We start from the raw sequence: 12,803 nt of genomic DNA, 5'->3' as shown, positions 1-12,803 counted from the left end.
GAATGAATAATCCGCCCAATGGTGGCTCTAACCAAGAGCCACCAAAAATTGAATTCCCCTGCCCGGATTACCCTATTAAATCCATGGGTACTGCTACCGCAAGCTATCGCGAGGCGGTGCTTAATATTATGGAAGTGCATGCACCGGGTTTCGATCCCGCTAAGGTAACGGTGCGCGATAGTAGTAAGGGCTCATTTCAATCTGTCACGGTGTTTATTACGGCGACGGGCGTTGAGCAGCTGCAGGCCATATTTGACGATTTAAAAAAATTATCTGAAACCAAAATGGTTCTTTAAATTGTGTTGTAGCCCTCTCGATGTCTTCTCCCACACACAACTTTATTATTCGTGACCTCGGGCTGCAAAGCTACGAGGGTGTATGGCAGAACATGCGTGCGTATACCGATACTCGCACTAAAGAGACTGCCGACGAAATTTGGCTGGTAGAGCACTTACCGGTTTTTACCCAGGGGCAGGCAGGCAAGCCTGAGCATCTACTTAATCCAGATCCCATTCCCGTAGTCGCTACAGACCGGGGTGGGCAGGTAACCTACCACGGCCCGGGGCAGTTAGTCGTTTATCCGCTGCTGAACCTTAGGCGCTTAAAGTTAGGGGTGCGCGACCTTGTTACCTGTTTGGAAAACAGCGTCATCGAATTTTTAGGCGGCTATGCTATAGAGGCTGGTGCCAAAGCCGATGCCCCCGGTGTCTATGTGGAAGGCAAAAAAATTGCTTCCCTGGGTTTGCGGGTGCGTAAGGGTTGTAGCTATCACGGCTTAGCTATAAACATTCAGATGGATTTACAGCCGTTTCTTAAAATCAACCCCTGTGGTTATCAGGGGTTGGAAATGACGCAACTACAATCTTATGTCGAAGATGATGTGCGTGTGAAAACGGTTATCGAACCTTTTATGCAGGTGCTTATCCGCAACCTGCAGCCGTTAAAAAATTGACTCTAAAATTGAGTCTAAAAGAGTACCGCAAGAGATAATTGAATGACCGATACCACCAGTTCAGACACTAACAGCGACGTTGCCCCGGTAAAGCGTACTCGCCGAATTAAGCAGGGTGAAAAGTTGCGCGATGCCGACAAGGTAGAGCGCATTCCGGTAAAAGTAATTGCTAGCGATACCCCGTTGCGCAAGCCAGACTGGATACGCATAAAAGTTAGCAGCTCCCCAGAAGTAGCCCGCATTAAACAATTACTGCGAAAGAATTCACTGTCGACTGTTTGCGAAGAAGCCAATTGCCCCAATTTGGGCGAGTGCTTCAGCGGCGGTACCGCAACCTTTATGATTATGGGAGACATCTGTACCCGCCGCTGCCCTTTCTGCGATGTGGGCCACGGCAAGCCTAATCCGCTGGATGCAAACGAGCCCAAGCACTTGGCGGAAGCCATTGCCAATATGACGTTAAAGTATGTGGTTATTACCTCGGTAGACCGCGATGACTTACGTGATGGCGGGGCGCAGCATTTTGCTGATTGTATTCGCGAATCACGCAGGCTTTCGCCTAATTTGGAGGTGGAGATTTTAACACCAGATTTTCGTGGTCGTATGGATATTGCGTTGGATATTCTCGAACAAGCACCACCGGATGTATTCAATCACAATTTGGAAACCGTTCCTCGCTTGTACCGTCAGTCACGTCCTGGCGCGAACTATAAATGGTCATTAGAGTTATTAAAAAATTACAAAGCGCGCAAGCCAGAGGTATTAACTAAGTCGGGTTTAATGGTTGGCCTTGGCGAAACCAAGGAAGAAATTTTTGAGGTGCTCAAAGATATGCGCGAGCACAATATTGATATGCTCACTATCGGCCAGTATCTGCAGCCCTCAAAAGACCATTTGCCGGTTGAGCGCTACGTGGAGCCCGCGGAGTTTGACGAGTACAGTGCAGTAGCAAAAGAGCTTGGTTTCGTGCGCGCTGCCTGTGGGCCGTTGGTGCGATCGTCGTACCATGCCGACAAGCAAGCCCACGGCGAAGTGGTAAAGTAGTCGATACCGCCGTGGATGGTTCTATGGAAGATTCTGTGACGTGCATTACAGCCGAAATTAGCAACTTGCGAGAATTCCCGCGTTTTGTTGCCCTGGTTGCCGAGTGGCACCATCAGGAATGGCTGCGCAGCTACCGCATTGCTGGAAAGCCGCAGGCCCTGGTTAAGCGCGATATTAGCGAAGACGTGCGCGAGCGTGAACACAACCTGCGCACCCATTTTGACGATAACTCTGTACCAAGCACTTTTGTTGCGTTGGTGACTGAAAACGGCATTAAAAAAGTTATTGGCTCGGTTAGCATTGTTTACTACCAGTTTTCTAAACAGCGAAATCCGACTGAATGGGTAACTAACTTGTTCGTGCTTGAAGAGTACCGCAATCAGGGGGTGGGGCAACAATTACTCGAATTCATTCACCTGTTTGCCACTGAAAATAATATTCGCCACCTCAAGCTCTATACCCGCGATAAAGAAGCCTTCTACCGTAAGCGCAATTGGGATTTTAGCCATAAAGGCTTAGTACAGGGTAATGCAGTCTCTGTTTTAGAGCGGCGGCTATAAGCGCGCTAAAGATTCAAGTTCGAAAAACAGCACAAAGATTTTTCGAAGTATATATATTGCCATCCCTAGGCATCACCCGATAAATGTAGAGAAATATTTATGAGCCAGTCTAAAGTTGGCTTTGTATCACTGGGCTGCCCCAAGGCACTTGTTGATTCTGAGCGTATTCTTACCCAGTTAAAAATAGATGGTTACGAAGTAGTAAACAGCTACGAAAATGCCGACCTTGTAGTGGTAAACACCTGTGGCTTTATCGATTCAGCTAAACAGGAATCGCTAGAAGCCATTAGCGAAGCCATGCAGGAAAATGGCAAAGTTATTGTGACCGGCTGCATGGGTAAGGGTAACGATGCCAAAGTCATCAAAGAATCTTTTCCGGATGTATTAAGTGTAACCGGCCCGGCAGCTTACGAAGAAGTGATGGGTGCGGTGCACCAGTATGTTCCCCAAGAAAAAAACCACAACCCGCTTATCGATTTAGTGCCGCCGCAGGGTGTAAAGCTTACACCGCGACACTATGCATATCTAAAAATTTCCGAAGGCTGTAATCACCGCTGCTCGTTTTGCATTATTCCTTCCATGCGTGGAAACTTAGTCAGCCGCCCGGTAGGTGATGTGTTGGACGAAGCGGAGCGCTTGGTAAAGGCGGGCACAAAAGAAATATTGGTTATTTCACAGGATACCAGTGCCTACGGTGTAGATTTAAAATACCGCACCGGTTTTTGGCAAGGCAGGCCGGTAAAAACCCGTATGTTGGAAATGTGTCAGGCGCTTTCCGAGCTGGGTGTGTGGACACGCTTACACTATGTATACCCCTACCCACACGTAGACGAAGTTATTCCGCTTATGGCGGAAAACAAAATTCTGCCCTATCTCGACATTCCTTTTCAGCATGCAAGCCCTCGCTTGCTAAAAGCGATGAAGCGCCCGGCCCACCAAGAAAAAACACTGGACCGCATTAAAAACTGGCGGGTGCAATGTCCAGACTTGGCCATTCGTTCCACTTTTATTGTGGGCTTCCCCGGAGAAACCGAAGCCGATTTTGACTTTTTACTGCAGTGGCTTGAAGAGGCGCAATTAGACCGCGTGGGTTGTTTCCAGTATTCACCTGTTGACGGCGCCGCTGCAAATGCGCTGCCCAACCACATTCCCGACGAATTAAAACAGGAGCGTTGGGACCGTTTTATGGCAACCCAACAAAAAATTTCGACGGCGCGCTTACACAATAAAATTGGCCGTGAATTTGATGTTTTAATCGACTCAACCGAAGGCCCCAACGCAGTGGGTCGCAGTTATGCCGATGCACCGGAAATTGATGGCGTAGTCATTGTAGAAGATGCCGCCCACCTCAAGCCTGGAGATATGGTTAAAACTAAAATTGTCGCGGCCGACGAGTATGACTTGTGGGCGGAGCTAAAAACCTAGCGCTGTGCACTTTTCGGAGTAGATCTAACCCGGCAAGCGTTAATAGTTCACCAGTAAAATAAATGTTCCCTAAAAAACTTTGCATAGGTTGGGGTTATAGAGCCAATAGAAAGTAGCTATTGGCTCAGTACTTCTTGTTGATAACGTGATGTGATTGGCGTCTATTTCATCTTAAACAGTTGTTTTTCTGTTGATTTGTTGAGCGATTATGGAGAATACTAGGAGGGCTCAGCATGCTAGATGCTCTGGATTGTATCCGTTCTAAACAATCATAATAAATAGAACAGGAATACCTAAATAAACGCGGTCTCAAAACAGGCCATCAAGCCAGCAAACTTTGGTTCCACAACCTAAGTCGATGTGAGCACCTTTGTGTACCATCACAGGAAGCGCGCATCTGTCTGTTGTTACAGTTGAACCTTAAAATAATAAAGCTGAATCGGTTGAGTTCAGGAGTTGTTTGCTCGCTACGGTTTCTACTCAGTTAATGAGTGTTACTGCGAGGCGATGCTAATTAATGGATGAAATTAAAGAACCTATAACATAACTCTAAATTCTCTGGAGAAAATCATGTTTGTTAAGAAGACAATTATTAAAAGCTTGGCAGCTTTAGCCCTAATGGGTTTGTCCACCATGGCTTTCAGTCATGGCTATATTGAAAAACCGCCTTCACGCCAGCAGCACTGTGGGAAGGAAGTAACCCCAGACAACCCATCAAGTGATAAGTGTGATGATGCATTTGCCGCGTATGCTGCGGCTGGCGGACAAAACTCCCACTGGTATAACTTTATGAGTGTTGTGGCTCACCATGAGGGTCGCAAAGTGGTGAAAAATACCACACGTGTATGTGGCTTCGACGGTGAAACCTTCGACCCAGCCCCCTATGACATGGCCGCAGACTGGCCGACATCACCAATGAGTTCCGGTAACCAGACGTTTGAATGGGATATTAACTATGGCCCTCACTTCAGTGATACTGAAGATTTGGTGTTTTACATAACCAAGCCAGGCTTCAGTTTTAACCCAAACCGTGAGTTAACATGGAATGACTTTGAAAGTGAGCCCTTCTGTGACGAGCAGATTACACCGGGTGATTTCGGCAGTAACTCCAAGGTAACGGCCGATACAAGCCAAGGCCATGTCAAAGTGAGCTGTAATGTACCTAACCGTGCTGGCCGCCATGTGATTTTCGCGGAGTGGGGACGTAATGAGCATACTTACGAGCGTTTCTTTAGTTGTGTGGATGTTGTTTTTGGTGGCAGCAGCTCAAGCTCTTCTAGCAGCAGCTCAAGCTCTTCTAGCAGCAGTGTGAGCTCTTCAAGTAGCTCAAGCTCTTCTAGCAGTAGTGTGAGTTCTTCAAGTAGCTCTAGCTCGTCTAGCAGTAGTTCTGATGGGGACTGCGGCAATATTAATGAGTACCCTAATTGGACAGCCAAAGACTGGTCAGGTGGTTCTTATAATCACGCGAACAGTGGCGATCAAATGGCGTATCAGGGCGTTATTTACCAAGCCAATTGGTACACCTCCACTACTCCCGGTAGTGATAGTTCGTGGAGCGTTGTAGGAAACTGTGGCGGTTAACCCGGCATATAAAGTAGGCGGTGTTTCATTCCTTGTTACTCTATTATATCTGGCGGGATTTTGTTTCTGTTTGATTATAGCGAGCAAGTGATGGAATACCCCAAGGGTGAATTTACTCATGCCCACCTATTAGCCCCGCCATTATTATCGCTGGGTTAATAGGTTCACATTAAATTCCAAAGGGTGTTGGTGTTTGGTAAGCCTAAATCCGACTATCCCATAAGTTAGATCCGTTTGGAATTCTAAAATTTTTGAATTAACGTGCAAAATAAAATCAAGAAAAATGCATTGGTTGTACTGATGTTGGCTGTGCTGTCTCTAATGGCAGTAAAAATCTTTATATCACTTCAGAATAGCCCTCTTTTACCGAGCACCACTCAGGCGCAAGTGTCGCAGGAAGCTCTGCCTCAATATGAGGTGTCGAAGGCTCCTAAGGCAACACCGCGACCGCAGGTCGCTGCTCAGCCTACTCCTCTACCCCAAAAAAATAGTCCAACCGCAGAGCCTTTTGAAGAGCCGGATGAGGAAGAGGCTGACACACCTAAAGAATTTGTGCTCTGCGAACATATTGTTTCTGGTGAAACGCTATATGAATTTACCGGGCAGATTCGCCTTATTAATAAAGGCAGCCAAACCGTTTCAGGTTGGTCGGTAAACTGGGAATACGAAGACGACTCCACCATTCTTGAGGCAACCGATGTAGCCCTCGCGGGTAATAACCCTTATACCGGCGAATACCTTTCCTGGAACGCCGACATAGAGCCGGGTAAAACGGTAACCTTTAGTTTTACTGGCCTGAAGGGCGGCGACACAGCACCGCTAAGGGTGCGTGTATCGGGCAGCATTTGTATCTAGCCTAGGGTGTTAGCTGGCTAAACCTAGCCGTGCAAAACAATAGGCGCCTTAATGCAGTACATAACAACACAATAATTCTTTTTTTATTCAGGTGGTTGTATGAAAAACAAAAATAATAAAACGCACGATGGCAAACACCACGCATTAGACAAACTGGTTTTTTATGGCACCGTTACCATTACCGGAGCGGCGGTAATGATGGTGGAACTGCTAGGTACACGCATCATCGGCCCATTCTATGGCGTTAGCCTAGTGGTGTGGTCTTCACTGTTATCGGTTTCGTTGCTGGCGTTGTCTATTGGTTACTCTATTGGTGGGCGTTGTGCCGATAAAGGCGTGTGGTTGCGTTTACCTCACGCGGTATTTGCAAGTGCAGTGCTGGTGGCTATTATTCCCCTCATCAGTGAGCCGGTACAATTAATGTTTAATGGCTGGGGCTTGCGCGCTGGCGCACTGGCCAGTGCCTTTGTTCTGTTTACGCCACCGTTGATCTTTTTAGGTATGGCCGGCCCTTTTGTTATACGCATGGCCACCGAGCGTTTAGAAAGTGTCGGTTCTACGGCGGGTAATGTGTATGCCATAAGTACGGTGGGTAGCGTTGTGGGTACATTGTTGCTAGGGTTTTTTCTATTACCTATATTTGGCACCTACGCAATTTTATTATCAGTGGCGGTGGTGCTTTTGTGTTTGTCCCTAGCATTAGCGTTCTACGAAAAAAATCGCCTAGATGTCCCCGTTCGCCTTGTCCCATGGCTTGGAGCCGCGTCTTGCTTGTGCATCGCACTGCTGTGGCAATTCAATGCCGACAGCCGCACTACGGAAGGGTACAACGTGGTTTTTGAACAAGAAACCCATTACGGCTGGGTGCGTGTAGTTGATCACCAGGAAAAAAAAACTCGTTGGTTAATGTCCGATGCGTCCACCATCGGTGCCGAACATCTACCTAGCGGCAAAGGTTTGCTGGGTTATCAAAGTGTGGTGCGTATGCTGCCATGGTTTAAGCCGGGTTCACAGAACGCCCTGCTTATTGGTTTGGGCGCGGGCCATTTAGTGGCCGACTTGGGAAAATACGGCATTAAAACCGATGCAATCGAAATCGACCCGGCCGTTGCTTATGCCGCTGAAGCTTACTTCAATTTAAAGCCTACGGGTAAAGTGATTGTCGGTGATGCGCGCTACCAAGTGCAACAGCTTAACGATACCTACGACCTCATTATTCACGACTGCTTTACCGGTGGCTCCGAACCCTTTCACCTGCTCAGCCAGGAAATGATGCGTGAATTAAAAACCAAGTTAAAACCCGGCGGCGTGTTAGCCATAAACTTTGTGGGCTTTACCGATAAAGACCAGTTAAAACCCGTACAAACCATTGCCGCTACACTCGATTCCGTATTCACCCATCGTAAAAGCTATTTGGTATCACCCCACGCAGAATTTTCTGACTATGTCTTTATGGTATCGGATACCGAGCTAGATCCCACCCGCCTACCCAATGCCGAAGCAACGGTGGGGTGGTTGGCCGAACTGGAAACTAACATCTCTTCAGCGGGCGCAAGGCCCATAACCGACGACTATAATCCGCTAGAATTTCTGCAGATTGCCAAGGCAGAGTATTACCGCAATATGTTGATAGACCGGGTTGGGGCGGCGATATTGTTCCGGTAGGGTATTCCGAAGGTAAGTAAACGGATTTTACCCAATAGACTTGGTGTTCTGGTCAACTAAAACCGGACACAATAATTTTAGAATTCACCTACTAACGCGCTTCGCTTGTTGGCCCCTGAAAATAGCAGCCGAACCTGCTCCGCCGGAGCAGAACCGCCTCCCATTTTCCGCTGCTTTGCTTTTAGCTTCATACGTCGCTGGAGCTACATCACCATTTGCCGTATGTAATCGGTGAAGGTTGTAATATTTCATGTAAGCGGCAACATCCGTTTTCATGTGGTCGCGGGTCGGTTGTGCAATTTTGAATACCCAATCGTACTTTAGGCTTCCAAAAAAACGTTCCACCACGGCATTATCCCAGCAAGCCCCAACATCTCCCATGCTAGCGCGTATTCGATAGCTAGCCTGCAGCTTACGAAACTGCTTGCTCGTGTACTGTGAACCTCGATCGCTGTGAAAGACCAGTCCCGGTGCTGGTAGCCTTAAGTTGTAAGCGTTGATTAAGGCTTTGCTCACTAAATCGGTGGTCATACGTTTATCAATATGCCAACCGACGATTCGACGGGAATACAGATCCATCACAATGGCTAAGTACATCCAACCTTCACCTGTTTTCAAATAGGTGACATCACCCGCCCAGACTAGGTTTGGGCTAATAGGATTAAAGTTTTGATTGAGAAGGTTATCCGCAACCGTATCGCTGTGTTGTCCGATTGGTGGTCACTTTGTAAGCCACTCGCTGAGTGACGGTTAATCCAAGCTTTTTCATCAGCATGCGAACCCGATAGCGCCCAATATCAAAGCCTTCTTCGTGTAAATTTTTCATCATTTCCCGGCTCCCCAAGCTGTTTCGGCTCTGCTGAAATAAGTGCTTCATCCTGCGGTATAAGCGCAGAGTGGTTTCAGTAATCAGCTTGCCTGGCGTTTTTAACCAATCGTAGTAGGCTGATGTGCTGACCTGCATTGCACGGCACAAGACAACTACAGGATATAGGGGCTCTTTGCGATGAATAAAATCGTACTTTACTTCATTTCTTTCGCGAAGAAGGCACTGGCCTTTTTTAAAATTTCTTTCTCCATGCGCAGCTCTTTGACTTCTTTGCGCAGGCGTTTAAGCTCAGATCGTTCATCCTCGACCAAAACCTTACCCTCCAGTTCGCTCTCCACTTTCTCCTTCCACTTATAGAGCATGTTGGCCGCTATCCCTAACGATTTAGCCGCATCCGGAACGGTATAACCCTGCTCTCGAACAAGCGCAACCGCCTCATCTTTAAACTCCTTAGGGTACTGTTTGTACGTTCGCTTTTGACTCATAATGACACCTCAACAATTGACATATATTGTCTCTTATTAATGTGTCCGGAGCTATTAGACCACTACAGGAATATACGTATAGTGCTAAAGTGAGTTTTGTGTTCGTTAAAAGAAGAGAGTGTTATATCCGTACGACGAAGCTTTTAAGCTCACTCCCTCGAGGCACATATTAAAAAGCTACATTCTGAGAAGTCTTTAATGTCCGCTATAGTTGTACGAGAAACGTTACTATTTGAGTATTTATATCAATAGTATTAGGCAAGTAATGGTAATACTGCCTAATTAAAACTCTTTTTCATAATCATGAATGATTTCCATTAGAATCTCTTGCAGTGGTGTAAGCTGTTCTTCGTAATTTTTCCATTGTAAGATACCTTTTTCAAAAATAGGCTGGCGTACCTGTTCAGAACTGGGTGTTCGGATTGCCCTTCTTGTTTTGTGGAAATGTAGGCAGTTATTTTCAAATTCTAATTCTAGGTAGGTGAAGAGGTTCCGAATTTCATGCTCCGTATTACGTACAAGGCTTTCATATTTGATGGTGTGAATCGAGTTGGGGTATACCCTGTTATAATGATTCATTATGGCAGTGTACTGTTTATAATTTCGGCCCGTCGATTTTAGTCCATTGCTATAATTGTGCCCTTTAGGGAAGCATTGTTTGAATACGCTGAACCCTGACGATAAAGGGTGTCGACGAATGTCGATTATTTTCGCGTCAGGTAGTATTGTTTTGATGAGCGGAATATGCCAAAAATTACTTGGCATTTTGTCTACAAAGAACCTAGCCTTACCGCGATGGATTTGAGTGTCTTCAAAATAACGCTTTCCCCACTGATGAGCGCTTTCTCTGTTCATTTCCTGAAGTGCGTTGGTGTAGTTTTCATAATGCATTCCCGGTGTTATATGGTCAAAAATAGAAATGGTTCGAGCACAGTGAATGATGTTGTAAAGTTCGCCCATAGCACTAATTTTCGAGTGCGAGCATAGTATTTGTTCTAGCAGTGTTGTGCCTGAGCGTGGAAGACCTACAACGAATATGGGGCCGGTAGATTTAAAGCCCCAGTCTTCTCTTTTTTGCTTGAAGTTTGCGTCGACGGATAAAAGCAAGTCATTCAAAAGCTTTGTGTTTATGCTTTTATCATATGGGTGAAGTTTGCGTTGATGGTGGTTCGCGTTTGAGTAATGGGTAAAAGATTCGGCATATTTTTTGTTGTCTTCGTAATATTTTCCTAATGCATAATTAGCGTGCATAGCTTCAACTGCTTCATCTTTTTTTGACAAAGACACTATTTTTGCAGATCGTCGCTCGCTCTCTGTTAGGGTGTACGATTTTATATTTGCTAAGTGCCAGTATACTGCGCCTGAGTCTGGGTTCAATTTGTATGCAGTTTTGAGCGACTCAATTGATTCTTCTCTTAGGCCAAGGGAGTGCTGGAGTACACCTGAACGAAAATGAAATTGCCAATTGTTTGGTTCAGCCGCTAAGGATTTTTGTAGTATATTAAGGGCTTCGTTATGTTGACCAGCCCTCTGCAAAACTTCTATGAGTATGTTTTTATAGGCAGGATGATTCTTGTGGGGGTAATTGTCGAGTGCGTCTAATGCTTGCTGTACGCGACAAGTTTTATTGAGCAGCGAAACGTATCTTAAATATAGTACGGAGTTTAGATCGTGTTGCTTAGCGTAATTAGCTAGAAATGAAAGCTCTGATTCACTATCACCTTTTAGTTGAAAGCCTCGTAATAATAAAGCTAGAAGAGATTCGTTATTTGGATGCTGCGGTAATAGTCTGCGGCAAGCCGTAAGTGCGGACAAGTGATCGCCAATCTGGAGGTTTTTACGAATGCCCTTTAATTGTTCGTGTAGTGGTGCCTGTGGGCCGTGCAATTCCGTTTTGGTCATAAAATGTTCCGGTCGCTCAAAGGTTCTATTCGCCTGCAAATTTAGCATATGAACACTTCAAAATCGAATGATCAGAGCGATGTCTGAGTTTCATCCTTTCTCGGAGTGTGGCGCTGTGTCTTCACCTGTATCTTATTTCGGGGGAGCTTATACGCTCAAACCTTTTCATGATCAATTCTATCTGAAGTGATTGAATGCTTTTTGATGTAGGCAGGCTTAGCATTACTTCTACTGGCTCCCTGTAGTATTGGAATTAAAGGTACTTACTACGAATTTGTGGTTTTGGACGCTTGCGATCTAGTACCAATAGTTGGGTGTGGTGGCTAATTGTTCAGCTTATGCCATACGAAAATACCAGCTGTTTGGTTTGCGGGTAAAAAATTAAAAAATGTGTTTTTTAATGCCAAAATCAATGGCACAATCGCCATATATAAAAAAACGTTGATCATTATTTAGCGCTAATAAATTGTAGTTACTATGATGGTTTTGGGTTTAATACAGAAGTAGGGAACCGTTGCATTGGATCAGTCGACGGCAATATATTTAATAGATGAAATGCTGCTCAATGCAGCTTATATAGCTTCGCCTTTACTTATAACAAGCCTTGTGGTGGGCTTATTAATAAGCGTTGTTCAGGTAGTTACCCAGATTCAGGAGATGACTCTAACCTTTGTGCCAAAAATTGTACTGGCCGTGGTGGTTATTTTTCTTTTGGGGGGCTGGATGTTAACAATAGCGGTTAAGTTTGCTGAAAAGGCGTTTCATATAGCGGCTTTAATGTGAGTGCGGCTTCTTTAGTTGTAGCTATTTTTTTTCGGCTGCTGCCTATTTTTGTAGTTTTACCGGTAGGGCCGTTTAAAAGAGTGCCTCTATTGGCGAGGTTGTCTCTGTGCGTAATGCTATCTCTTTTGTTCTCAAATGGGCAGCTGCACTTGGGTGTGGAGCTTTCGCTGCTTGTTCTTGCCGGAGAGTTTGTTCTGGGAGCGTCCATAGCATTTGCCTTTCATAGTGCTTTTGCGGCGGTGCATAGCTTGGGGGCGGTGTTAGATACGCAAATGGGCACGGCTGTTGGAGCTGTGTTTGACCCTGCGCAAAATCAGATGTCGGCGCTTGTTGGTGAAACTCTTTCCCTTTTTGTAATGATGGTTTTTGTTTGGGCCGGTGTGCATTACGAACTGATATTTGCGTTAGGTAAGCTGTTTGTAGTTGTTCCGCCTGGAGGGGCATATGAATGGCACGATAGTTGGCTGTTGGTGATTGGAAATCAATACGCGGCAGCCTTTATATTGATCGGCCCTATTTTAATGTCCATGTGGCTTATCGATTTCACGCTGGCGTTGATCTCTCGGTCTATGCCGCAAGTGCAAGTCTATTTTTTGGGATTGCCGGCCAAAGTTGGAATTGGTCTTCTGTTGCTGGCATGGTTTTCACGGAACGGATTCGAGGAGGTGCATCAGTACCTTGTTCAAACTATTGAGCAGTTAGGTTTGATGTTTAAATAATTT

Annotated in this window: 10 protein-coding genes and 3 pseudogenes; 11 read left to right on the top strand and 2 right to left on the bottom strand. The window is 45.8% G+C overall.

Annotation, left to right across the window (positions count from 1 at the left end):
- Positions 1–2 precede the first annotated feature (2 nt).
- The 9 genes and pseudogenes from H5336_RS07820 to H5336_RS07785 all read left to right on the top strand — a co-directional run bounded on the left by H5336_RS07820 (position 3) and on the right by H5336_RS07785 (position 8,082).
- A complete protein-coding gene (locus H5336_RS07820; RefSeq protein WP_185233036.1) occupies positions 3–296 on the top strand; it encodes a YbeD family protein in 294 nt (97 codons plus the stop codon).
- Positions 297–316: 20 nt separating this feature from the next.
- Positions 317–952, top strand: a complete 636-nt coding sequence (gene lipB / locus H5336_RS07815; protein ID WP_185233034.1) for a lipoyl(octanoyl) transferase LipB — start codon at positions 317–319, stop codon at positions 950–952.
- 42 nt (positions 953–994) lie between these two features.
- Entirely contained in the window at positions 995–1,996 is a 1,002-nt protein-coding gene (gene lipA / locus H5336_RS07810; RefSeq protein WP_185233032.1) for a lipoyl synthase, read from the top strand.
- A gap of 23 nt (positions 1,997–2,019) precedes the next feature.
- On the top strand, positions 2,020–2,556 hold the full coding sequence (locus tag H5336_RS07805) for a GNAT family N-acetyltransferase (protein ID WP_185233030.1): 537 nt from the start codon (positions 2,020–2,022) through the stop codon (positions 2,554–2,556).
- Between the two features lie 99 nt (positions 2,557–2,655).
- Positions 2,656–3,981 (top strand): 30S ribosomal protein S12 methylthiotransferase RimO, encoded by a 1,326-nt coding sequence (gene rimO / locus H5336_RS07800; RefSeq protein ID WP_185233028.1) that lies wholly within the window; start codon positions 2,656–2,658, stop codon positions 3,979–3,981.
- 570 nt (positions 3,982–4,551) lie between these two features.
- Positions 4,552–5,169, top strand: a pseudogene (locus H5336_RS23765) (lytic polysaccharide monooxygenase); the annotation flags it as partial.
- Between the two features lie 72 nt (positions 5,170–5,241).
- Positions 5,242–5,556 (top strand): annotated as a pseudogene (locus tag H5336_RS23760) (cellulose-binding domain-containing protein); the annotation flags it as partial.
- 267 nt (positions 5,557–5,823) lie between these two features.
- Entirely contained in the window at positions 5,824–6,417 is a 594-nt protein-coding gene (locus H5336_RS07790; protein ID WP_313556581.1) for a cellulose binding domain-containing protein, read from the top strand.
- Positions 6,418–6,516: 99 nt separating this feature from the next.
- Positions 6,517–8,082, top strand: coding sequence for a fused MFS/spermidine synthase (locus H5336_RS07785; protein ID WP_185233023.1), 1,566 nt, complete (start codon positions 6,517–6,519; stop codon positions 8,080–8,082).
- A 186-nt stretch (positions 8,083–8,268) separates the two neighbouring features.
- On the opposite strand, the pseudogene H5336_RS07780 reads toward H5336_RS07785, so the two are convergent.
- Positions 8,269–9,396 (bottom strand): annotated as a pseudogene (locus H5336_RS07780) (IS3 family transposase); the annotation flags it as partial.
- 282 nt (positions 9,397–9,678) lie between these two features.
- The gene (locus H5336_RS07775) at positions 9,679–11,298 is read right to left on the bottom strand and encodes a tetratricopeptide repeat-containing sulfotransferase family protein (RefSeq protein ID WP_185233021.1); all 1,620 of its coding nucleotides are present in this window, start codon (positions 11,296–11,298) and stop codon (positions 9,679–9,681) included.
- A 519-nt stretch (positions 11,299–11,817) separates the two neighbouring features.
- Between H5336_RS07775 and H5336_RS07770 the strand changes: the two genes are divergently transcribed.
- Positions 11,818–12,081 carry a flagellar biosynthetic protein FliQ gene (locus H5336_RS07770; RefSeq protein WP_185233019.1) on the top strand — a complete coding sequence of 88 codons (264 nt, stop codon included), beginning with the start codon at positions 11,818–11,820 and terminating at the stop codon, positions 12,079–12,081.
- Positions 12,078–12,800: a flagellar biosynthetic protein FliR gene (locus H5336_RS07765; protein WP_185233017.1), complete on the top strand. Its 723-nt coding sequence runs from the start codon at positions 12,078–12,080 to the stop codon at positions 12,798–12,800. The genes H5336_RS07770 and H5336_RS07765 overlap by 4 nt, the downstream gene beginning before the upstream one ends.
- Positions 12,801–12,803 lie beyond the last annotated feature (3 nt).

This window comes from Teredinibacter franksiae, assembly GCF_014218805.1.
GTDB lineage: Bacteria > Pseudomonadota > Gammaproteobacteria > Pseudomonadales > Cellvibrionaceae > Teredinibacter > Teredinibacter franksiae.
The sequence above is the reverse complement of the archived record's forward strand: the minus strand, read 5'-3'. Positions and strand labels throughout refer to the sequence as shown.